This is a genomic window from Polynucleobacter sp. UK-Mo-2m-Kol15 (assembly GCF_018881505.1).
Taxonomy (GTDB): Bacteria; Pseudomonadota; Gammaproteobacteria; order Burkholderiales; family Burkholderiaceae; genus Polynucleobacter.
Genome location: NZ_JACVQC010000001.1, coordinates 892073 through 913694, shown reverse-complemented (window position 1 = coordinate 913694; position 21622 = coordinate 892073). Strand labels below are relative to the sequence as shown.

Annotated in this window: 23 protein-coding genes and 1 pseudogene; 4 read left to right on the top strand and 20 right to left on the bottom strand. The window is 46.1% G+C overall.

Annotated features, from left to right (window positions below):
* Window positions 1–18: 18 nt before the first annotated feature.
* Window positions 19–1032, top strand: coding sequence for a ribosome small subunit-dependent GTPase A (gene rsgA, locus ICN43_RS04820; RefSeq protein ID WP_216197468.1), 1014 nt, complete (start codon window positions 19–21; stop codon window positions 1030–1032).
* Here the strand turns inward: rsgA and ICN43_RS04815 are convergent.
* The 6 genes from ICN43_RS04815 to rpsP all read right to left on the bottom strand — a co-directional run bounded on the left by ICN43_RS04815 (window position 977) and on the right by rpsP (window position 4933).
* Window positions 977–1936: a CobD/CbiB family protein gene (locus ICN43_RS04815; protein WP_216197467.1), complete on the bottom strand. Its 960-nt coding sequence runs from the start codon at window positions 1934–1936 to the stop codon at window positions 977–979. The two genes, rsgA and ICN43_RS04815, sit on opposite strands and share 56 nt — an antisense overlap.
* Window positions 1933–2670, bottom strand: a complete 738-nt coding sequence (locus ICN43_RS04810) for a CoA pyrophosphatase (protein ID WP_216197466.1) — start codon at window positions 2668–2670, stop codon at window positions 1933–1935. Before ICN43_RS04810 ends, ICN43_RS04815 begins: the two co-directional genes overlap by 4 nt.
* A gap of 64 nt (window positions 2671–2734) precedes the next feature.
* A complete protein-coding gene (gene rplS / locus ICN43_RS04805; RefSeq protein ID WP_216197465.1) occupies window positions 2735–3133 on the bottom strand; it encodes a 50S ribosomal protein L19 in 399 nt (132 codons plus the stop codon).
* A 126-nt stretch (window positions 3134–3259) separates the two neighbouring features.
* Window positions 3260–4006: a tRNA (guanosine(37)-N1)-methyltransferase TrmD gene (gene trmD / locus ICN43_RS04800; protein WP_216197464.1), complete on the bottom strand. Its 747-nt coding sequence runs from the start codon at window positions 4004–4006 to the stop codon at window positions 3260–3262.
* 24 nt (window positions 4007–4030) lie between these two features.
* Window positions 4031–4594 (bottom strand): ribosome maturation factor RimM, encoded by a 564-nt coding sequence (rimM, locus tag ICN43_RS04795; protein WP_216197463.1) that lies wholly within the window; start codon window positions 4592–4594, stop codon window positions 4031–4033.
* Between the two features lie 93 nt (window positions 4595–4687).
* On the bottom strand, window positions 4688–4933 hold the full coding sequence (rpsP, locus tag ICN43_RS04790; RefSeq protein ID WP_216197462.1) for a 30S ribosomal protein S16: 246 nt from the start codon (window positions 4931–4933) through the stop codon (window positions 4688–4690).
* Between the two features lie 333 nt (window positions 4934–5266).
* Here rpsP and ICN43_RS04785 point away from each other — a divergent pair, with 333 nt between their 5' ends.
* Together ICN43_RS04785 and ICN43_RS04780 are read left to right on the top strand one after the other, a co-directional pair.
* A complete protein-coding gene (locus ICN43_RS04785; RefSeq protein WP_255533421.1) occupies window positions 5267–5710 on the top strand; it encodes an META domain-containing protein in 444 nt (147 codons plus the stop codon).
* A gap of 25 nt (window positions 5711–5735) precedes the next feature.
* Entirely contained in the window at window positions 5736–6182 is a 447-nt protein-coding gene (locus tag ICN43_RS04780) for a hypothetical protein (protein ID WP_216197460.1), read from the top strand.
* Window positions 6183–6235: 53 nt separating this feature from the next.
* Here ICN43_RS04780 and ICN43_RS04775 read toward each other — a convergent pair whose 3' ends face one another.
* The 3 genes from ICN43_RS04775 to ICN43_RS04765 all read right to left on the bottom strand — a co-directional run bounded on the left by ICN43_RS04775 (window position 6236) and on the right by ICN43_RS04765 (window position 8975).
* Entirely contained in the window at window positions 6236–7171 is a 936-nt protein-coding gene (locus ICN43_RS04775; RefSeq protein ID WP_216197459.1) for an electron transfer flavoprotein subunit alpha/FixB family protein, read from the bottom strand.
* The gene (locus tag ICN43_RS04770) at window positions 7172–7921 is read right to left on the bottom strand and encodes an electron transfer flavoprotein subunit beta/FixA family protein (protein ID WP_216197458.1); all 750 of its coding nucleotides are present in this window, start codon (window positions 7919–7921) and stop codon (window positions 7172–7174) included.
* Window positions 7922–8054: 133 nt separating this feature from the next.
* Window positions 8055–8975, bottom strand: a complete 921-nt coding sequence (locus ICN43_RS04765; RefSeq protein ID WP_216197457.1) for a histone deacetylase family protein — start codon at window positions 8973–8975, stop codon at window positions 8055–8057.
* 84 nt (window positions 8976–9059) lie between these two features.
* Between ICN43_RS04765 and ICN43_RS04760 the strand changes: the two genes are divergently transcribed.
* Window positions 9060–10325, top strand: coding sequence for a lytic transglycosylase domain-containing protein (locus ICN43_RS04760; protein WP_216197456.1), 1266 nt, complete (start codon window positions 9060–9062; stop codon window positions 10323–10325).
* Between the two features lie 26 nt (window positions 10326–10351).
* On the opposite strand, the gene cysM is transcribed toward ICN43_RS04760, so the two are convergent.
* The 11 genes and pseudogenes from cysM to ICN43_RS04705 all read right to left on the bottom strand — a co-directional run bounded on the left by cysM (window position 10352) and on the right by ICN43_RS04705 (window position 21591).
* Window positions 10352–11263 carry a cysteine synthase CysM gene (cysM, locus tag ICN43_RS04755; protein WP_216197455.1) on the bottom strand — a complete coding sequence of 304 codons (912 nt, stop codon included), beginning with the start codon at window positions 11261–11263 and terminating at the stop codon, window positions 10352–10354.
* 41 nt (window positions 11264–11304) lie between these two features.
* Window positions 11305–11700: a helix-hairpin-helix domain-containing protein gene (locus ICN43_RS04750; RefSeq protein ID WP_216197454.1), complete on the bottom strand. Its 396-nt coding sequence runs from the start codon at window positions 11698–11700 to the stop codon at window positions 11305–11307.
* Window positions 11701–11796: 96 nt separating this feature from the next.
* Entirely contained in the window at window positions 11797–12816 is a 1020-nt protein-coding gene (gene rfaD / locus ICN43_RS04745; protein WP_216197453.1) for an ADP-glyceromanno-heptose 6-epimerase, read from the bottom strand.
* Entirely contained in the window at window positions 12813–13742 is a 930-nt protein-coding gene (gene rfaE1, locus ICN43_RS04740; RefSeq protein WP_216197452.1) for a D-glycero-beta-D-manno-heptose-7-phosphate kinase, read from the bottom strand. The genes rfaD and rfaE1 overlap by 4 nt, the downstream gene beginning before the upstream one ends.
* A 41-nt stretch (window positions 13743–13783) precedes the next feature.
* Window positions 13784–15148: a UDP-glucose/GDP-mannose dehydrogenase family protein gene (locus ICN43_RS04735; protein WP_216197451.1), complete on the bottom strand. Its 1365-nt coding sequence runs from the start codon at window positions 15146–15148 to the stop codon at window positions 13784–13786.
* Window positions 15149–15220: 72 nt separating this feature from the next.
* A complete protein-coding gene (gene lapB, locus ICN43_RS04730) occupies window positions 15221–16432 on the bottom strand; it encodes a lipopolysaccharide assembly protein LapB (protein ID WP_216197450.1) in 1212 nt (403 codons plus the stop codon).
* Window positions 16433–16540: 108 nt separating this feature from the next.
* Window positions 16541–16837 (bottom strand): annotated as a pseudogene (locus ICN43_RS04725) (integration host factor subunit beta); the annotation flags it as partial.
* Between the two features lie 52 nt (window positions 16838–16889).
* Window positions 16890–18563, bottom strand: coding sequence for a 30S ribosomal protein S1 (gene rpsA, locus ICN43_RS04720; protein ID WP_216197448.1), 1674 nt, complete (start codon window positions 18561–18563; stop codon window positions 16890–16892).
* A gap of 143 nt (window positions 18564–18706) precedes the next feature.
* A complete protein-coding gene (gene cmk / locus ICN43_RS04715; protein WP_216197447.1) occupies window positions 18707–19372 on the bottom strand; it encodes a (d)CMP kinase in 666 nt (221 codons plus the stop codon).
* Window positions 19373–19381: 9 nt separating this feature from the next.
* Entirely contained in the window at window positions 19382–20710 is a 1329-nt protein-coding gene (gene aroA, locus ICN43_RS04710) for a 3-phosphoshikimate 1-carboxyvinyltransferase (protein ID WP_216197446.1), read from the bottom strand.
* Window positions 20710–21591 carry a prephenate dehydrogenase/arogenate dehydrogenase family protein gene (locus ICN43_RS04705; RefSeq protein ID WP_216197445.1) on the bottom strand — a complete coding sequence of 294 codons (882 nt, stop codon included), beginning with the start codon at window positions 21589–21591 and terminating at the stop codon, window positions 20710–20712. The genes aroA and ICN43_RS04705 overlap by 1 nt, the downstream gene beginning before the upstream one ends.
* Between the last annotated feature and the right edge of the window lie 31 nt (window positions 21592–21622).

Sequence of the window (21622 nt, the reverse complement as noted above, 5' to 3'; positions counted from 1 at the left end):
TCTGGAATTGTTTAATTAATGGAACAATTTCATGCGCTACTTACTGCCTCCTATGGAAGGCATTATTTAGCGCAGCGCTTAGTAAAAGATGGATGTGGAAATGAATCCCCTATTGGCGAACTAATCCAAGTAAGCACTCCAGCAAAACAGCATATTGGTGCCGTGGGAGATCGGATGTTGATAGAGATGACCTCAGCAGATCAGGCTCGCATCATTCATATCGAGCCACGAGTCAATTTACTTTACCGATCCGACGCCTTTAAAAGTAAATTGATCGCCTCAAATGTGGATCAAATATTAGTAGTGCTGGCTACGCAACCTGCATTCTCGCCCGATCTTTTAGGAAGAGCTGTTGTTGCCGCGGAGACCAATCAAATTGGTTTGCACATTCTCCTAAATAAGTGTGACTTGAAAGATAACTTAGAGCACGCCCGCAAAATTATTGCCCCCTATGCACGTATGGGCTACCCCGTTACCGAGGTTTCAGCTAAATTTGACGAAGCATCTATTGAATCATTACGCCCTGCTATTTGTGGCAAGGTGTCAGTATTTGTAGGTCAGTCCGGCATGGGCAAGTCTAGCCTTCTCAATGCTTGGGTCCCCAATGCAGCAGCTATCACTCAAGAGTATTCGGTGCGCTTAGACACCGGAAAACACACCACTACCGCGTGCCGCTACTTTGAGCTACCTGAGGCTTGGGGACGCGATGCCGGCGGCAAATTAGGCGCCCTAATTGACTCTCCGGGCTTTCAAGAGTTTGGTTTGGCCCACATGTCAGTAAGTGAGCTAGAGCATGCTTTTAGAGAGTTTCATGACCTGTTGGGCAAGTGTCGTTTTCATAACTGTGCTCACCAAACAGAGCCTGATTGCGCAATCCGAGAAGCCGTAGAAAGAAATGAAATAGCGTCAGAAAGATTGGCGCTATTTAGGCAATTGCGTTCCGACTCAAAAACAGCAGATACGCAAATTCAGGGAATTAGCCAAGCCAAAGAGCGATGGTCAGCATTAGCAATAAAGCCATCCAAGCGATGACCAAGCGCCAAACTAAACCAACGGCAGAGCGCATCGTACGCTCATTTGGTTCTAGACCTACTTCATAAAAAACAGGCTCACCTGCTTCAGCCATACGCAAAGCTTCATCACTGTCAGGTTCGCTCATGGGCTCACCCAAACGAACACCTAAGGCGCCACTGCCTGAAGCCAGGATTACTGCAGACAAAGAGTCGGACCATTTACTAGTCAAGTGACGCCATGAATATACTGCGCCTTCAAAGTTACCAACAATTGCAAAGCCCATTGCCGTAATGCGTGCAGGCACCCAATCCAATACAGAGAAGAAATGACGAGCTGCTTCACTTAAATTGAAATCACCCTTTTCTGACCAACGCTGAGCGGCTGTATCTGCAAGGCGGTACAAGACCACGCCTGCAGGGCCCATTGGCATTAAGAACCAGAACAATACCCCAAATACATGATGATGTGAGCCAATGATCGCGCGCTCAAGTGCAAGTGCAATTACCTCAGTCTCGGTCAAATTAGAGGTATCTAATTCAGGGCCATACCATTCAGCCAGTGCTAAGCGAGCCCCTGGTAAATCATGATTCGTAATCGCCTCGTGAACTAGCGTGAAGGAGTGGCTAAATTGCCGAAAGCCAAAAAATAGATAGGCAATCAATACATTCCATAAAAATCCCAAAATCGGGAAGGTCAACATGCAGGCGACGTAAATTACAAAGACCAAAAATGTTGGCAGAATAAAAGCTACTAGGCAGGCCATACGAGCACCAACAGGACTCGCACCTCCTTCGGTCTTGCCACCGAATTCACCAGCAACCCAATCCAACCAACGAGCGCTCATACGAGCAATCCAATGGTTTGAAGTTACTGGGCGATATTGCTCAGCAATAAGGGCGAAGAGAATGGAAAAGAAAGTCATACTTTTAATAGATGATAAAGGTTACGCAACATACCCGCAGTAGCACCCCAGATAAAACGATTCTCATAGGGCATTGAATAAAAACGACGACTACCCAGATCACTCTCCCAGGCCCGCACTTGATGATTTGCAGGGTTCATTAAAAAATGTAAAGGCACTTCAAAAACATCTGCCACTTCAAATGAATCTAAGACATATTCTGCCTGAGGTTTTACCAATCCCACAACTGGCGTTACGCTATAGCCAGAAACTGTCAAATACTGAGGCAAATGGCCAATAATTTCGACACCCTCACGATCCAAGCCAATCTCCTCCTCGCTTTCTCGCAAGGCGGTGTCATTTGGGCTTGAATCTCCAGGATCCATACGCCCACCAGGAAAACTAATTTGGCCAGCATGATCATGCAAATGATCGGTTCTTTGGGTTAATAACACAGTGAGGCCATCGCTCTTCAATAACAAAGGAATTAATACTGCAGCCCGAGTCACTTTTCCAGCGGCCTGGCGCTTTGAAATAATGTCACTAGCAATAACATGTCTACTCTCATCCGTTATCTCAGGATGCCAAACCTGGGGATTCTGAAACCGATGTCGCAAGCTCAGTGGATCCAAAGCATAGTCAGCTACTTTTGGCTGTGCGTCACACACCTCTTCAATCGGTACTGCTTGCGCATCAAAACCCACTGGCGCAGCAATATTCAATTTCTGATCTTGAGGGCTTAATTTCTGTGTCATAGGCTTATTTTAGGGCAATAAAAAAGGCAGCCAAGGCCGCCTCTTTTTTGGATTAAAGCACGCCTTATTCCGCTACAGTCTCAGCAACTGCTTTAACTTTACGAGCAGGCAGTTTTTCTTTAATACGTGCAGATTTACCTGAACGATCGCGCAAGTAGTACAACTTCGCACGACGAACATCACCGCGACGCTTCACTTCAATGCTAGCGATCAATGGTGAGTAAGTTTGGAATGTACGCTCTACACCTTCGCCAGATGAAATCTTGCGAACGATAAAGCTGGAATTCAGTCCGCGATTGCGCTTAGCAATCACAACGCCTTCAAAGGCCTGGGTACGCTTACGTGTACCCTCAACTACGTTTACACCAACAACCACTGTGTCGCCTGGAGCGAAAGCAGGGAGTACTTTGTTGGCGCTTAAGCGAGCAATTTCTTCTTGCTCAATTTTTTCGATCAAATTCATTATTAATCCTTAAACATCTTGTCAGCGTTTAATCCCGAGACTTTCATCAACGGACCAGACAGAGGATGTAGTTAAAACTATTTCACTAAATCAAAACACAAACACTTCGTTCAAAACCATAATCACTTATAGCGTTCGAAGAAATTGCTCATCTTCTTTACTTAGCAACCCATTGGCTCTTGCTGATTTAATTAAATCAGGCCTGAGCCTTAGCGTCAGCTCTAAAGACTTCTGCCGACGCCAATCCGCTATTTTAGCGTGATGTCCGCCTAAAAGCACGTCTGGGACAGATAAATTTTCATATATTTCAGGGCGGGTGTAGTGTGGATAGTCCAAAAGGCCATTAATAAAGCTGTCCTGGACAGCAGATTCACCATCGCCTAAGGCTCCTGGAATCAGGCGAATGGCCGCATCCATCATGGTCATAGCGGGTAATTCTCCACCTGAGACCACAAAATCGCCTATGGAAAGCTGTAAATCGACGGTTCGATCTATAAAGCGCTGATCAATAGCCTCATACCGACCGCAAATCAAGGTTAAATTACCGTAATTGAGGATATCCGTCGCTATCTTCTGAGAAAAGACCTCCCCTTGAGGTGCCAAGAGACAAATTGGCCCCGAGGCGACATTTTGAGTTTGATGGGCTAATTTAACAGCAGATATGGTGTCTTCCAATGGTTTTGCCATCATGACCATGCCGGGACCACCACCATAGGCTCGATCATCAACAGTTTTGCGAGGGTCGGAGCAATAATCTCGCGGATTCCAGAGATTGATACTAGCGAGACCATGCTCACAGGCGCGCCCAGTAATGCCCCACTGCATTAATGCAGAGAACATTTCAGGAAATAAGGTGACTACATCAAAGCGCATATTGAAGATAAGGAACTTTTCTAATTACCAGTCAGGTTGCCAGTCAAGGGTAATCAGTCTATTTGGCAAGTCAACATTTTGCACCGCCTCTTTTACGAAAGGCACTAACTGTTTTACCGTTTTAGTTTCTGAATCACCAAGAACTATGATTCCGTGAGCGCCGTTATCGTTGACGTCAATCACCTCACCCAAATTATCGCCCTGAATATTGACCGCTTTACAGCCAATCAGATCAACCCAGTAGTAACTATCCTCATCCGTGCCAGGAAATACATCACGCGCGACTAAGATGCGAGCACCTTTTAAAGCCTCAGCTTGATCACGATCAGTAATACCATCTAAAGCAATCACTACAGTGCCACTATGCATCTTGGCTTGCTTAACCTTGTAAAGCTTTAGTGAAGCTTGCTCAGGGGACGTGGCAACAACCGCATTCCGACGAGGAATGAGAGATAGCCAAAGTTCTTTGCTGGATAAGAGCGCTACAGGATCGGAAGAATGAGGACGAACCTTAATCTGACCCTGCAAGCCTTGAGCGTCCTGCACTGCGCCGAGCTCAATCAAATCATCTAAGGAAGGTGTATTCATACTGAAGCCACCTCAACTCCCCAAATATCACTACAAGTAAATTCTGCTTCCAAAGACCTTATTACTAAGAACAAGTCTTTGGATTTGAAGTCTTTAAACTGCAGGATTATTTTTGATCAAACGAACTACAGTCGGAGAGATCTGCGCACCAACACCAGTCCAATAAGTCAAACGGTCTTGAGCGATACGCATTGCTTGCTCATTTGCAGCCGCCTGCGGATTGAAGTAACCAATACGCTCAATAAAATTCGAGTCGCGACGATTGCGCTTGTCTGTAGCCACGATGCTATAAAAAGGGCGCTTCTTTGAACCGCCGCGTGCCAGTCGAATGACGACCATACTTATTCCTTAAAATCTAAAATGAAAACAGGTTGATTACAACCCAATGAAATTACTACAAAATCTTGGGCCCCAACTAACTGGGCAATTTAATAAACAAATGCACGGTATAGCGGAAAACCTCATATTCTAGACGAAAACCCCTACTTGATCCACCTATTTAACTCAGCGCCTTTTTGGCATCAACAGTAGAATAGAGCCCAGTAAATCATAAAATAATTATTAAAAACAATCACTTACAGAAATATTCCCATGAAAAATGCCATTTTTAGACCCTCCAGAGGCCCTATAAAGCATTTTTTTCTGGTTTTTTCGTGCCTAGGCTTGGGTTTTTTGACTGCTTGTGCCAACATTATTCCCCCCTGTACGGCCAAAACCAGCCCACCAAGTAGCGAATTCCGAAATACTAAATGGGAGTTGGTCCGTTGGAATCTCCCACCCAATGCCAAAGGTGAGGTACGAGCCCGACAAATACCTCAAGGTGACAATGGCAACCCCATCCAAATTATCTTTGATGCCAATGGGGAACGCCTCAGTGGATCCACAGGCTGCAATCGCTTTACTGCACGTATCACCGAAGATGCCAGAGGCTTTACGCTCGATCAAATTACCAGCACGAAGATGGCTTGCTCGCCCCAACGAATGGAATTAGAGAATGATTTTCTCTACGAATTAAACGATTATCGCTCGATTGTGCGCAATGGCGATCAACTCCTCATGATTGGTGCGGATCGCGAAGTCTTAAGTTTCATGCAGAAAAGCAATGCGTCGAAATAAAAATAGTTCATCACTGAAAGTTTGAATGAAAAAATATAAACTCCTTTTCTGCTCTCTCGGATTATTTTTCCCTGGGACCGGCTTGAACTGTTTCTATTTGCACGGACTCAGATCTTTTTGGGGTTGGGCACAATTATTTGCATTTGTCGGCGGTATCGCTGGTTGGTTAATTCTCAAAGAAGCACGCTTCAACTCTGCGCCTGGTTGGGTACTGATTACTTTTGGCTTCATCGCCTTAGAGGCAAGTTGGTTAACCACTATTGCCTATGGCTTACGTGCTGATGAAAAATGGGATGCCCAATTTAACCCAGGTATTGAGTCCAGTAGAGCAACTCAATCAGGTTGGCTAGTTGTACTGACTGTGATTTTTTCTTTAGTATTTGGCGCCGGCGTGATGATGACCTTCTTAGCAATCGCATTTGAACAATTCTTTATCTCACAACTTCAAGAAGCAAGAAAGCTATCCCAATAATGCGGATAGCTTTTGATATATTGGGCACACCCCGTTAATAAACGGGGTGTACTCTATGAGAGTGCTTTAGTTAATTCAGGAACAGCCTCATTCAAATCAGCTACCAGACCATAATCAGCAACGCTAAAGATTGGTGCCTCTGGATCTTTATTAATGGCAACGATTACTTTAGAGTCTTTCATGCCGGCTAAATGCTGGATCGCGCCAGAGATACCTACGGCTATGTAAAGCTGTGGTGCCACAATCTTGCCCGTCTGACCCACTTGGTAATCATTGGGAACATATCCTGCATCAACCGCGGCACGTGAAGCACCCAATGCAGCACCGAGCTTATCCGCCAGAGGTGCGACAATCTCCTGATACTTCTCGCCAGAACCCAAACCACGACCACCGGACACGATGATTCTAGCGGCAGTCAATTCTGGACGATCAGACTTAGTCAATTCACGACCAAGGAAAGAAGACTTGCTTTCGGAGTTCGTTGCCACAACTTTCTCAATGGCAGCAGACCCACCAGTAGCGGTCGCCGGATCAAAACCGGTAGTACGAACAGTAATGACTTTAACCGGGTCAGTTGATTGCACAGTTGCAATCGCATTACCTGCATAAATCGGGCGCTCAAAGGTATCTGGTGAGACCACCTTAGTGATATCTGATAACTGCGCTACATCTAATTTCGCAGCAACGCGTGGCAATACATTCTTACCATTGGCTGTAGCTGGCGCCAAAATATGGCCATAACCGGCTGCAATCGCTACTATTTCAACTGATAAAGGTTCAGCGAGTTGATCGACCAAAGATGCTGCATCGACCTGAATCACTTTGCGCACCCCAGCAATTTGACTAGCTGCTGCTGCCGCAGCATCAGCACCGCTACCGGCAACTAATATATCTACATCAGGAGAGCATTGCAAAGCAGCGGCAACGGCATTGAGCGTAGCAGTTTTTAAGCTTAGATTATCGTGTTCAGCAATAACGAGTGCGGCCATTTAAATCACCTTCGCTTCATTTTTTAGTTTATCGACTAAGGCAGCTACATCAGCCACCATCACACCTGCGGAGCGCTTGGGTGGCTCCTCCACTTTGAGAGTTTTAAGGCGTGGGGCAATGTCAACGCCAAGCTCTTCAGGCTTCATAATTTCCAAGACCTTCTTCTTTGCCTTCATGATGTTTGGCAGAGTGACGTAACGTGGCTCATTCAAACGTAAGTCAGTAGTAATAACTGCAGGTAGGGTAATAGCAATGGTCTCCAGACCCCCATCGACCTCACGGGTGACACTTGCCTTACCATCAGCAACCACCACTTTGGAAGCAAATGTTGCCTGAGGAATATCCATTAAGCTGGCCAACATCTGGCCGGTCTGATTGCTATCATCATCAATCGCCTGTTTACCCAAGATAATGATCTGGGCCTGCTCTTTCTCAGAGAGTGCTTTGAGAATTTTTGCAACAGCCAAAGGCTGCAACTCAGCGTCTGTCTCAACCAAAATGGCACGATCTGCGCCAATCGCTAAAGCAGTACGGAGTGTTTCTTGACATTGAGTTGGACCAGCAGAAATCACGACTACCTCAGTAACAACACCAGCCTCTTTTAGCCGAACTGCTTCTTCGACTGCAATCTCATCAAAAGGATTCATGCTCATCTTGACGTTTGCCAAATCGACGCCAGAATGGTCTGACTTCACCCGAATTTTGACGTTGTAATCTACGACACGTTTCACTGCTACTAAGACTTTCATGATGATCTTCTCAATCCTTAAAAACAATACTTATTTACAAACGTATGCACAATGCCTATTTTATCTGGATCACAGCACAAGGGGCTGATTAATTCTACAGAGCAGAATCAGGGTATCTCGAAATGTAGCCCCCTTAAATATCGGCGAGCGCTTTAACGTGTGCAACCACGCTGCGTCCCAAAGCGGAAAGGTTATAGCCGCCCTCCAGGCAACTGACAATGCGGCCTTGGGCATATTGATTTGCAATAACCTTGAGTTGCTTTGTAATCCAAGCGTAATCTTCTTCAACTAAGCCCATCTGCCCCAAATCATCTTCACGATGAGCATCAAAGCCCGCAGAAATAATGATGAGCTCAGGCTCAAAATCCCGCAAACGCGGCAACCACTGCTCCTCTACTATCGAGCGCACCACATCCCCACGTGTAGATGCAGGAAGCGGAACATTCACCATATTATTTGCCCCATCTAAACCGCTGTAGGGGTAAAACGGATGCTGAAAGAAGCTGCACATGAGCACATTGGGATCATTAAAAAATGCTGCTTCGGTACCATTACCATGGTGCACATCAAAATCAATAATGGCTACGCGCTCAATACCGTATGTCTCCATCGCATATCGTGCCGCTACAGCAACGTTATCAAAGACGCAAAAACCCATTGAGCGGGTTGGCTCCGCATGATGGCCTGGTGGGCGGACCGCACAAAATACATTTTCAACCTCACCCTTCATCACAGCATCAACACCCGCAATGGCAGCACCAGCTGCACGAAGAGCGGCGCTCCAAGTGTAGGGGTTCATAATGGTGTCCCCATCAAGCATGAAGTAGCCGCTGGCTGGTGAGCGCTCTTTAACAAAGGCGACATGATCTGGGCTATGGACTAGCTCTAGTTGATCTTCAGTTGCTAAGGGTGCATCTAGGTGGCGTAGAAAGTGGTCGATGCCACTCCGAATGAGTTGATCATTAATTGCCTGGATCCGCTCAGGGCACTCGGGATGATGGCTACCCATCTCATGTTTTAGAAAATCGGGATGAGTTATGTATCCTGTTGTCATTACTAGAAATCCTCATTAGTAAAACTTATTATTTTTATAATCCAATAAAACCTGTCAACTCTTGAAAAATCCATCTTCTTATCCATGAATTTTCGCGTCTCCCACCTGGCCTCAATACTTGTAATCATGCTACTGCTGGGCGCTTGCTCTACCACTCAGCTTCAGCAGGCTAGCCAGGCTAGCCCTACAGAGACTATCGTAAACCAGTCTGAGGATACCGCGACAGAAGTCCGTTCCAGCCAAAATTTCAATCAGTTAATCAGCCAGATTGCCCAAGCCCAGGAAATCCCTCAGGCAAGCATTGAATTAGGCTTCGCAGATGTTAAAACGATTCCCTCGATACGCAAATTGGTATTACCGCCATCGGGTAGTTTTAAAAAGAATTGGGTAGCCTATCGCAAGCGCTTTATTGAACCAGTTCGCCTTAAGGCTGGTAAGGCCTTTTGGCTACAAAATCAGGCATTCCTGAGTAAAACTGAGCAGGAGTCAGGGGTTCCGGCCGAGGTGATTGTGTCCATCATTGGCATTGAAACTATCTACGGCCGTCAAACTGGAAATTTCCGAGCAAAGGATGTCCTTTTTACACTAGCCTTCAGCTATCCGGAGACACCCAATAAAGCCAGCAGAGAGCAGTTATTTAAAGATCAACTTCAAGAACTCATCCTAATGTGTTGGGCCGAGGGAGGCGGAACTTTGCCTGCGAAAAACAGCACCGAAGGACTGAACATAACGCGCTTTAATACCTGCCTCAATCAAAATAGCTCTTATGCAGGCGCCATTGGCCTTCCCCAGTTCATGCCCAGCAGTATTCGTAGCTTTGCGGTGGATGGTGATGGGAATGGGCACATCGATCTGAGGCAAAGTCCGAAAGATGCCATTGCTAGCGTGGCTAATTTTATGAGAAAGCATGGCTGGCAGCCTGGAATGCCGATTTACTTCCCCGTGCAGGAAGGAGCCATGAGTGAGGCTAGAGCTTTAGCTGATGGTGAGCCACAACTCAAATACTCCATTCAAGAGCTCATTGCAAAAGGGATTTTGAGCAAAGAGCAAGGTGATCTCCAGTCAGGTGGCGTTGAGCCGCAAAGTAGAGCCCTGATTGTTGATCTTCCCTATCCTGATAAAGATGGCAATGATCAAGTTCGTTACGTCGTAGGATTAAATAATTTCCTGTCGATTGTGCAGTACAACCGTAGTTACTTTTACGCACAAAGCGTTGCTGAGTTTGCAGAAGCGCTAGGATACAAAAACCAAAGCGCAGTGCCTACCACCGTAAGCAAACCAAAGTCAGAAGTAAAGCCAGGTGAAGTGTCTAAACCAAAGAAGCTTGCTAGCAAGAAAAAGCAAAAGTAGACCTAATACACCTCAGACGGAATACCTTACGCTGGAAAAACGCCAGTAGAGAGATAGCGATCGCCACGGTCACAGACAATAAAGACGATCGTTGCATTTTCAACTTGGCGAGCGATTCGCAATGCAACCACTAAAGCACCTCCAGCAGAAATTCCGCAAAAGATCCCTTCTTGAGCAGCAAGTCGTCGCGCCATTTCTTCAGCATCTGCTTGGCTCACGTATTCAATTTGATCAACTCTATCGCCTTGGTAAATCTTCGGCAGGTACTCTGGGGCCCACTTACGAATACCCGGAATCTGCGAACCTTCCTCTGGTTGCGCGCCAATAATTTGGATATTCGGATTCATCGATTTCAAATAGGTGGAGACCCCGGTAATTGTTCCGGTAGTGCCCATTGAAGAAACAAAGTGCGTAACTTGACCATCAGTATCACGCCAGATTTCTGGTCCCGTAGTCTCTATATGAGCACGCGGATTATCCAGATTTGCAAATTGGTCTAATAATCTACCACGACCCTCCTTCTGTAATTGCAAGGCATAGTCACGTGCAAACTCCATGCCACCGGAAGCTGCCGTCAAAATGAGCTCGGCACCATAAGCAGCCATACTTTGACGACGTTCGATGCTTTGGTTTTCAGGCATCACTAAAACCATCTTGTAACCCAACATCGCAGCAGTCATCGCTAAAGCAATACCAGTATTACCACTGGTAGCTTCAATCAGAGTATCCCCAGGTTTGATTTCGCCACGCTCTTGTGCACGCAGGATCATCGATAAAGCAGGCCGGTCTTTCACCGACCCTGCCGGGTTATTACCCTCTAACTTCCCTAAGATCAGATTATTTCTAGAGTCGTTTTCTATGCCGGGAATGCGTTGCAAACGAACCAGGGGTGTATTACCCACGGTCTGCGAAATAGTTAAGTAAGAAGGTGTGCTCATGAAACCATTTTAGCCATAAGCTAGGCTAGACGTAAAAGGGGTTAATTTCGGCGACTTGGCTCTGCACGATCCGAATGATGGCGCGAACCACTTTGACCACGCGAACCACGTCTGCTAGCTTTGGAAGCCTCTTTATTAGTCCTGCCGTGGGGCTCACGAAAAGAGCTGGGTGCCTCAATGGTTAAGCCGTTATCCACCATCTTTTCTACGGATTTCATACCAATGCCGCGAACGCGCTTTTGTAGATCATTAGCATCCTGAAAATGCCCGCCATCCAAACGCTCAGCAATAATTGTTTTCGCTTTAGACGGTCCAATACCCTTAATACTTTCTAACTCAGACTGGGTTGCAGTATTAACATTGACTGGTGAAGCTGCAGCTACAGCAGAGATAGCTACTAATGCTGAAAATACAAAAGACTTTAATAATTGATTCATTTAATCTCCATCGGTTAATAAAAAATCCACCTACACAAGTGCAAGTGGATCAATTACAACGAATAGAAGTTCAGTTGGTTGACTGCTTTTGAAAGTCTAGAGAGGACTTGCCAAGAAATCTGTATTGGCTGATAGCCATGCAATATAACGGCTGACACCCTGCTCCACATTGAGAAAGGGCTCTGAATATCCAGCGGCACGCAGCTTAGTTAAATCCGCTTGTGTAAAGCACTGATATTTACCTTTAAGTGCATCCGGAAAGGGGATGTACTCGATGGCTTTTTCTTTAACTAATTCCTCTAAGCTAGCAGGATTGGCTTGATCGATTTGGCGCATAGCGTTTGCTACCGCATGAGCAACATCATTAAACGGTTGCGCACGACCACTACCGAGATTAAAAATGCCACTGATTTCTGGGTGATCTAAAAAATAAAGATTTACTTTAACTACATCCTCAACTGAGACAAAGTCACGACTTTGCTCACCAGCACCATAACCACCATACTCGCCAAAGAGCTTTACTTTGCCACTTGATTTGTATTGGTGATATTGGTGAAAAGCTACAGAAGCCATGCGACCTTTATGCGACTCCCGTGGGCCGTAGACATTGAAATACCTAAAGCCCACAACTTGTGCAGTATTGGCTTTTTCAGCAAAGCGCTTACGCATCACTTGATCAAATAGAAACTTAGAGTAACCATAAATATTCAATGGCTTCTCATGCTCACGACTCTCTACAAATACATTAGAACCACCATAGGTTGCCGCTGAAGACGCATAGAGCAACTGTACTTTTTGTTCAGTACAAATATCCAGCAAGTCCATGGTGTAACGGAAATTATTCGCCATCATGAAGATGCCATCAGTTTCCATCGTATCGGAGCAAGCCCCCTCATGAAACACTGCCCTCACCTTGCCAAAGCGACCACTTCTAAATGCGCCTAAGAACTCATCTTTATCAAGGTAGTCAATGATATCTAAGTCGGCTAAATTACGATACTTATCAGCGGGGCGCAAATCGTCCACTGCAATAATATGTTTTTCTCCACGCGCATTGAGCGCCTGAACAATATTGGCACCAATAAAGCCTGCAGCGCCGGTCACGATAATGGTCATTGCAATTCCTCAGAAGTTACGGTGGCTGTTCCTAGCTTACCAACCACAATACCACCAGCCCGATTAGCTAAGGCCATCGCTCTTTCAAGCGGCCAACCAGCAGCCAATGCCACTGCAAGCGTGCCAATCACAGTGTCACCTGCACCAGATACATCAAATACTTCGCGTGCCTGAGCCTTAACGTGACTGACGCCTGCCTCAGTGAATAAACTCATACCCTCCTCAGATCGAGTCAGAAGAAGCGCCTCGAGATGAAGGGATTTTCTGAGGTCTTGCGCTCTTCTCGTGAGATCCTCTTCACTACTCCACTGACCAACCACTTGACGTAGCTCGCTGCGGTTTGGGGTAAGTACAGTGGCACCACGATATTTAGCATAGTCGTCACCCTTAGGGTCAACCAAAATCATTTTCTTTTGAGCGCGCGCTTGCTCAATCATCAAAGCAACTTGACCCAATGCACCTTTACCATAGTCAGACAAAATCACTACATCAGCTTTACCCACAAGCCTTTCATAACGCTCCAACTTATGGGCTAATGCAGCTTCACTGGGTGCCTCTTCAAAATCCAAGCGAATCAATTGTTGTTGCCTAGCAATCACACGCAATTTCACGGTAGTCGGAACCTTGCTATCGATTTCTAGTTGGCTATCGACGCCACTTGACTTCAACAACTCGGTAACGCGACGGCCCGACTCATCATCACCAATCACACCTAAGATTGTTGTCTTTGCACCGAGAGCTGCTACATTGCGTGCCACGTTAGCGGCGCCCCCTAAACGCTCATCAATCTTACCCACCTGCACGACTGGTACAGGAGCCTCAGGAGAAATCCGATTTGTATCACCAAACCAATAGCGATCGAGCATGACATCGCCTACCACTAATAAGCGGGCTTTAGAAAATTGTTCTCGGTTAGCTTTTTCCACTATGTAACTAATCTCTCTAATAGATTCTTTTTTACTTCCAATTAATTATGACGTCCAATACCCTGGTACTCAATACCCAATTCTTGCATAGACTGTGGCTCATAAAGATTTCGGCCATCAAAGATAATGGGGTTCTTGAGTTTGGCCTTCAGGAGGTCAAAATCAGGACTGCGGAAGGCTTTCCACTCAGTCACAATGACTAAGGCATCCGCATTTTGAGTAGCGACCATCGGATCATCTACTAGGGTCACTTGCTTGAGACCTGCTGGATTACCTTTGAAATCCACATCTAAGCAATGCTGGGCCTCAGGCATGGCTACTGGGTCATAAGCCACTATCTGGGCGCCACGCTTGACTAGCTCCTGAATAATTACTCGACTGGGTGCTTCGCGCATGTCGTCCGTGTTCGGTTTAAAGGCTAAGCCCCACAAAGCAAACTTCATGCCCTTCAAGTCAGCACCAAAGCGCTTTTCAATCTTTTCTACCAAGATATATTTTTGAGCTTCATTCACAGCCTCAACTGCATCCAAAATTTTAAGGTCGCGACCATGCTCAATGGCGGTTTTAGATAAAGCAGAAACATCCTTTGGAAAGCAAGAGCCTCCATACCCCGTACCAGAGTATAAAAAGCCATAGCCAATACGGGAGTCTGATCCAATTCCTTGGCGCACTGCCTCAATGTCAGCACCAACTAAGTCGGCTAAATTAGCTAACTCATTCATAAAAGAGATCCGGGTAGCCAACATCGCATTAGCCGCGTATTTAGTCAGTTCAGCACTTTTGACATCCATGTAATAGGTACGCTCATGGTGACGATTAAAGGGGGCGTAGAGTTTGCGCATTTGCTCTTTAGCTCGAAGACCGGCTGGAGTACTTTGCGTACCAATCACAATACGATCGGGGCGCATAAAGTCTTCTACGGCTGCGCCTTCTTTAAGGAACTCGGGGTTGGAGACTACAGAACAGAGTTCAGGAGAGAGACTTCTTTTATTTAATTCTTCAGTAATTGCGGCCCCCACTTTATCCGCAGTACCGACTGGCACAGTCGATTTATCGACGATCACCTTAGGTGTTGTCATATGACGACCAATGTTACGAGCGGCTGCTACAACATACTGAAGATCAGCAGAACCATCTTCGTCTGGTGGAGTGCCTACAGCAATAAATTGAATATCGCCATGAGCAACAGAAGCGGCAATATCAGTCGAGAACTGCAAACGGCCCGCCATGCGATTACGCTCGATCATCTCTTTTAGACCTGGCTCATAGATCGGCACACCGCCAGAATTGAGAATCTCAATTTTTTTAGAATCAAGGTCTAGGCAAAAGACATTATTACCCTGCTCTGCCAAGCAAGCGCCGGTAACAAGTCCAACATATCCACTTCCAATGATGGTGACTTTCAAAGTGACTCCAATTTCATATTCATTTCAATATCGACATTAAACACACTTTTATTGACGATTTAATTAATTCAATTACATCGAAGGGCCACTCGGGACTGCTCCCTCGCTACGCCTTGGGGAATAAGCCTCCCAGTGATTACAGCCCGGGCACTGCCAGTAAAAACGTCTCGCTCGGAAACCACAATTACCACAGGTATAGCGAGCCAAACTTATAGTGCGCTGCTTTAATAAGCTGAATGTTGCCTGTAAATCAGATATTCGCTCTGGTGTACCGTTACTCTCAGCCAAAGCCAAACGGGTCTCTGCCAGCTTCGAGAGAGCACTTAAACTGGGCGATTGCTGCATGACCTCGACCAACATGACTTCAGCAGCTTGCGGGCCACGAATTTTGCTCATGTGCTTTTGAACAATATCTAGTAATTCACCAGAAGCTTGGGTTTTTAATAAATCACAAAGCGCACTTAAACCTGCATCCGCCTTATTTAAAGCAGTGTGCGCCGCCATCCAGCGATCTGCAAGAAGATGCATATAAGCAGGGTGGGTTTGCGCAATTACAGCCCATACCTCGATTGCCTGAGCCGGTCGATCCATGGCAATTAAATAATCGCCCTGCAAAATTAGCGCACGCGCATGATGCGGAACCACCTGCAATGCCAATTGAACTGATTGCTCGACCTCTGGTAAATCCTTACGACGTAATGCTTCTTGGCCAATCTCACAATGAAACTGCGCAATCTCCGTATGATGCGATTTTCCTTGTAAGCCCTCGAGTTCACTAGCTGCAATAATGGCCTTCTTCCAGTCTCGCTCTATCTGATACATCTCAAGCAAACTCTCTTTTGCCGGGGCTGCAAACTTACCTTCACCAACACGATTTAATGATGCTTCGGCACGATCTAATAAACCTGCACGTAAAAAGTCACGGCCTAATTCATAAGCAGCATGATCGCGATCACGCGGCTTTAAGTCATCACGATTAGCCAGATGCTGGTGAACTCGAATTGCACGCTCAGTTTCACCGCGCCGACGGAATAAGTTACCTAAGGCAAAATGTAGTTCAATTGTTTCGGGATCAAGCTGCGCAATCTTGACCAAGGTTTCAATGGCTTGATCTGGTTGCTCATTTAATAGAAGGCTTAATCCTTTGAATGTTGAACGCTGCTGACGCATACGCTCACGCTCATCCATACGATTCTCAAGGCGCAGATCCCAGCGCGAAGCCAACCAACCAATACCAAACATAGCTGGTAGTAATAGTAGCCACGAGGTTGCAATCTGAATCATGAGATCCAGAACTTAAATAAAAAAATGGTCCGAATGGACCGCTGGATATGCGCTAGCTTACTAGGCACCAGAACCCTCTTTGGGGTTCACCTGCTTCAGAGGCTTGTAATCAACGCGCTCACGCAACTCTTTGCCAGGCTTGAAATGGGGTACCCGTTTTTCTGGGATCAATACCTTCTCACCAGATTTAGGGTTACGACCAGTGCGCGCAGGACGGTGATGCAAAACAAAGCTACCAACACCGCGCAACTCAATCCGCTTGCCTTCAGCTAAAGCATGAGTCATGGTGTCTAACAATGTTTTTACCGCCAACTCCACATCCCTAGGTAAAAGTTGGGGGAACTGTTCCGCCAAGCTCTCAACGAGTTCGGAGCGAGTAATTGCTTGTTGCTCTTGATCTGACATGATCTATCAATAAAAAACCGCCACCCCCCTAATGGAAGGCGGCGATATTGATTTAGCCTTGATTGTCCATTTTTGCTTTTAACAAAGCACCCAAATTGGTTGTGCCAGACTGCGCATCCCCTTGGAGCTTGCTCATCGCATCTTGTTGGTCAGAGCTATCTTTAGCTTTGATTGAAAGATTGATGGCACGTGACTTACGATCAATGTTGATGATCATTGCAGTCACAGTGTCGCCCTCTTTCAATACGTTACGTGCATCTTCAACGCGATCTGTTGAGATCTCAGAAGCACGTAAGTAAGCCTCAACTTCATCAGCCAAGTGAATGGTTGCACCCTTAGCATCAACCGCTTTCACAGTGCCAGTAACAAGGCTGCCCTTGTCGCTTACAGATGTGTAGTTGTTGAATGGGTCACCAGACAATTGCTTGATACCGAGAGAGATGCGCTCTTTCTCAACATCAATGGCCAATACAGTAGCTTCAACTTCATCGCCCTTTTTGTATTTCTTAACAGCCTCTTCTCCTGGCTCATTCCAAGAAATGTCTGAGAGGTGAACCAAACCATCGATACCGCCAGGCAAACCAATGAACACACCAAAATCAGTAATAGACTTAATTGCGCCAGTCAGCTTGTCACCTTTTTGTTGGCCACGTGAGAACTCTTCCCATGGATTAGCTTTGCACTGCTTAATACCCAGGCTGATACGACGCTTGTCTTCATCAATATCCAAAACCATTACTTCAACTTCAGTGCCTAATGCAGTAGCTTTACTTGGAGCAACGTTCTTGTTAGTCCAGTCCATTTCAGAAACGTGTACCAAACCTTCGATACCAGATTCAATTTCTACGAATGCGCCGTAGTCAGTCAGATTAGTTACCTTACCGAATAAACGGGTGTTTGGGGGGTAACGACGTGCGATACCAACCCATGGATCATCGCCAAGCTGTTTAACGCCAAGTGAAACACGATTCTTCTCTTGATCGAACTTCAAAATCTTCGCGGTCACTTCTTGACCAACAGTCAACATCTCACTTGGGTGACGCACACGACGCCATGCTAAGTCAGTAATATGCAAGAGGCCATCGATACCACCGAGATCCACGAATGCGCCGTAGTCAGTGATGTTCTTAACGATACCTTGAACAACGCTACCTTCTTTAAGGTTAGACATCAACTTCGCGCGCTCTTCACCTTGGCTAGCTTCAACAACAGCACGACGTGACAACACTACGTTGTTACGCTTACGGTCAAGCTTGATAACCTTAAACTCCATCGTCTTACCTTCGTAAGGGCTGGTGTCTTTAATTGGGCGTGTGTCAACGAGCGATCCAGGCAAGAATGCGCGGATACCGTTCACCATGACAGTCAAGCCGCCTTTAACCTTACCAGTAACAGTACCGGTAACGATTTCAGCTTGCTCGAGGGCTTTTTCTAAGTTCATCCATGATGCCAAGCGCTTCGCTTTATCACGGGAAAGGATTGTGTCGCCATAACCGTTCTCAAGAGCGTCAATAGCAACAGAAACGAAATCGCCAGGAGCTACCTCAATCTCGCCAGCGTCGTTATGGAATTCTTCAACAGGAATAAACGCTTCAGATTTCAATCCAGCGTTAACAACGACGAAGTTATGGTCGATGCGAAGGACTTCAGCCGAAATAACTTGGCCAGTCTTCATATTCGATCGGGTTAATGATTCTTCAAATAGTTCTGCAAATGATTCAGACATTTATGTATTCACTTTGTGCCGCCAGTAGACCTGACGGGTTAGGTTAAAAAAGCCCTAAGAAACACGCTAAATTAGATAATCGCGTTGTAGAGTTTCTTAAGACGCCAAAACAACTTCTACTACTTTTTACTGCCCACCCAAAACTAAGCTGCTTTTGATTGATACCAATCCAAAACCGTCTTAACCGCTTGATCTATCGATAATTCCGATGTTTCTAGCACTTTGGCGCCGTCTGCGACCAGCAAAGGAGCTGCGCCTCGACTACTGTCTCTGGCATCGCGCTCTTGCAAATCATGCAGCAAGTTTTCTAGTTTAGCAGAAATTCCCTTAGCTATCAATTGCTTATACCTGCGTTCGGCCCTAGCTTCAGCTGTCGCGGTAAGGAAAACCTTTAAAACTGCCTCTGGAAATATCACGCTTGCCATATCCCGGCCATCAGCAACCAAGCCGGGGGCAACCCGAAAACTATGCTGAACACTCATTAAAGCCTCTCTGACCTCTGGATGCAATGCAATTACAGAAGCTCGCAAACCAATATTTTCTTTACGAATAGCCTCAGTCACATCTTCAGAATTGAGCAAAATTTGGCCATTTTTGAAGGAAATAGCCAGTTTTTTAGCCAAAATACCTAGTTCTGGGCCATTTTGTGGATCAACAGATGCATTTTGGCTAGCCAAGGCAACGAGTCGATATAGCGCACCGCTATCGAGATAATGAAAACCCAGCTTTTCTGCGACTAAGGAGGCAACCGTCCCTTTACCAGAGGCGGTAGGACCATCAATCGCAATGACTGGAGGCAAGTTCTTCAAAAGTAGCTTCTAAGTGGCAATCTTTGCAAACTCAGCAAAGTAGGTGGGAAAGGTTTTAGCAACGCAATTTGGATCATTGATCAGCAGTGCGTTCGGGCCATATGCAGCCAATGAAAAACACATCGCCATGCGATGGTCATCATAAGTATCAATACCTTCACTTGGTGACTTCCAGTCTGATAGTGACTGAGGAGCGTGAACTACGATGTAATCAGTACCCTCCTCAACCATGGCGCCAACTTTTTTTAACTCTTTTGCCATTGCTGCAATACGATCAGTTTCTTTTACTCGCCAACTAGCAATATTGTTTAAGCGCGTAGGACCTTCCGCAAATAAAGCAGCAAGCGCCAAAGTCATTGCTGCATCTGGAATTTCTGTGCAGTCAATCGTAATGCCATTGAGCTTGCCATTTGGATTCTTCACGCCAGTAACCTCGATCCAATCCTCGCCCGAAGAAATCCTTGCCCCCATTAATGCCAGCGCATCTGCAAAAGCTACGTCACCCTGAATACTTTCGCTACCAACACCTAACACTCGCAGCGGTCCACCACCAATCGCGCCCAGCGCTAAGAAGTAGGAAGCAGAAGATGCATCACCCTCAACCAACAAGACGCCAGGGCTCTGATATACCGCATCCCTGGTTTTAGCAGGAATCACAAACGACTGCGCATCAGGACAAGCTACGTTGACACCAAAGCGTGCCATGAGCTTTAGTGTGATATCGATATAAGGACGAGAAATAAGTTCACCGATGACTTCAATCTTGACAGGATCCTTCGCTACTAATGGCAATGCCATCAATAAAGAGGTCAGGAACTGACTAGAAACATCACCACGCACTTTCACGACATCTTTGATTGCAATATCAGCTGCAATAATCTGGATCGGGGGATAACCCTCCTGTAATTCGTAATCAATCTGTGCGCCAACTTGACGAAGACCATCGACCAAATCCCGAATAGGCCTCTCATGCATGCGGGGTACGCCAGATAAACGATAGTTCCCACCTTGCATTGCAAGGGCTGCAGTCAGCGGACGAATAGCCGTGCCCGCATTACCCATAAAGAGATCTGCGTTTTGTACTGGGAACTTACCACCGCAACCTTCAACTACACAAATGTTGTCTGCTTGATCGCTTACCGATAAACCCAAATCACGAAGCGCCTTACGCATCACCTGAGTGTCATCCGCATCTAGTAAATTTTTAAGCGTTGTTGTGCCTGAAGATAAGGCAGCTAGCAATAAAGCGCGATTAGAAATACTTTTAGATCCTGGCAAGACAATCGAGCCTTGCGCTCTCTTGAATGGTCCAATCTTGATGTCGGGTAAGCCACTCATCAAAGCGCATCCAAGTCTTGACGTGCCTTACTTGCTTTATTGAATAATTTTTCTAAGCCGGCACCATCATTATCAGAAATTAATTGACGCATATGATTAACGATAAGCAGATATTGATCGAGCTCTTTCAGAACCGCAGTGCGATTACCCAAGCAAATGTCGCGCCACATCTCGGGGCTAGAAGCAGCAATACGCGTGAAATCTTTAAAACCTGCACCCACATGTCTGAGTTTCTGGTCGGCATCTTCTGAGTTCACAACACTCGCCATTAATGCATAAGACAGAATATGCGGCAAATGAGAAACTGCTGCGTAAATCGCATCATGCTGCACACAAGAGATCTTTTTGACGACAGAGCCTACAGATTGCCAAAAGCCTTCAATGAGATCCGTATCTTGGGATGAATTTTCTTGCAGTGGACAAAGAATCGTTTGCCGACCCTCAAACAAGTCCGACTTTGCAGCGCTAGCGCCATGTTGTGCGCCACCCGCGATAGGATGGGCTGGCACAAACTGGCAGGCTTTTTTACCCAATACTTCCTTTGCAGCCAAAATCACATCACCCTTAGTGCTACCAGCATCAGTCAACATAGTAGTAGGCTCTAAGTGCGGCTCAATGATTTCAAAGGCGGTACGCATCTGGGCCACAGGTACACAAAAAACAATCACATCAGATTGTTTTGCTGCCTCGACTAAATCGACTACGACATCAATCGCACCCATCCTGAGTGCTTGATCTAAGTTTGCTGCACTCCGACCAACACCCAATACTCTAGTTACCACACCTGCTTTTTTTAACGCCAAGCCTAGCGAAGCGCCAATCAAGCCGACACCAACAATAGTGACAGTGCCGTAATTACTGGATGGGTTAATGATGGCCATTGGCTTATTGAGTTTACCTATGTACTGATCG

Excerpts from the sequence above, each read along its gene's own strand:
- rsgA (WP_216197468.1), top strand. The coding sequence starts at position 19 with ATGGAACAATTTCATGCGCTACTTACTGCCTCCTATGGAAGGCATTAT.
- ICN43_RS04815 (WP_216197467.1), bottom strand. The coding sequence starts at position 1,936 with ATGACTTTCTTTTCCATTCTCTTCGCCCTTATTGCTGAGCAATATCGC.
- ICN43_RS04810 (WP_216197466.1), bottom strand. The coding sequence starts at position 2,670 with ATGACACAGAAATTAAGCCCTCAAGATCAGAAATTGAATATTGCTGCG.
- rplS (WP_216197465.1), bottom strand. The coding sequence starts at position 3,133 with ATGAATTTGATCGAAAAAATTGAGCAAGAAGAAATTGCTCGCTTAAGC.
- trmD (WP_216197464.1), bottom strand. The coding sequence starts at position 4,006 with ATGCGCTTTGATGTAGTCACCTTATTTCCTGAAATGTTCTCTGCATTA.
- rimM (WP_216197463.1), bottom strand. The coding sequence starts at position 4,594 with ATGAATACACCTTCCTTAGATGATTTGATTGAGCTCGGCGCAGTGCAG.
- rpsP (WP_216197462.1), bottom strand. The coding sequence starts at position 4,933 with ATGGTCGTCATTCGACTGGCACGCGGCGGTTCAAAGAAGCGCCCTTTT.
- ICN43_RS04780 (WP_216197460.1), top strand. The coding sequence starts at position 5,736 with ATGAAAAAATATAAACTCCTTTTCTGCTCTCTCGGATTATTTTTCCCT.
- ICN43_RS04775 (WP_216197459.1), bottom strand. The coding sequence starts at position 7,171 with ATGGCCGCACTCGTTATTGCTGAACACGATAATCTAAGCTTAAAAACT.
- ICN43_RS04770 (WP_216197458.1), bottom strand. The coding sequence starts at position 7,921 with ATGAAAGTCTTAGTAGCAGTGAAACGTGTCGTAGATTACAACGTCAAA.
- ICN43_RS04765 (WP_216197457.1), bottom strand. The coding sequence starts at position 8,975 with ATGACAACAGGATACATAACTCATCCCGATTTTCTAAAACATGAGATG.
- ICN43_RS04760 (WP_216197456.1), top strand. The coding sequence starts at position 9,060 with ATGAATTTTCGCGTCTCCCACCTGGCCTCAATACTTGTAATCATGCTA.
- cysM (WP_216197455.1), bottom strand. The coding sequence starts at position 11,263 with ATGAGCACACCTTCTTACTTAACTATTTCGCAGACCGTGGGTAATACA.
- ICN43_RS04750 (WP_216197454.1), bottom strand. The coding sequence starts at position 11,700 with ATGAATCAATTATTAAAGTCTTTTGTATTTTCAGCATTAGTAGCTATC.
- rfaD (WP_216197453.1), bottom strand. The coding sequence starts at position 12,816 with ATGACCATTATCGTGACCGGCGCTGCAGGCTTTATTGGTGCCAATATT.
- lapB (WP_216197450.1), bottom strand. The coding sequence starts at position 16,432 with ATGATTCAGATTGCAACCTCGTGGCTACTATTACTACCAGCTATGTTT.
- rpsA (WP_216197448.1), bottom strand. The coding sequence starts at position 18,563 with ATGTCTGAATCATTTGCAGAACTATTTGAAGAATCATTAACCCGATCG.
- aroA (WP_216197446.1), bottom strand. The coding sequence starts at position 20,710 with ATGAGTGGCTTACCCGACATCAAGATTGGACCATTCAAGAGAGCGCAA.
- ICN43_RS04705 (WP_216197445.1), bottom strand. The coding sequence starts at position 21,591 with ATGGCCATCATTAACCCATCCAGTAATTACGGCACTGTCACTATTGTT.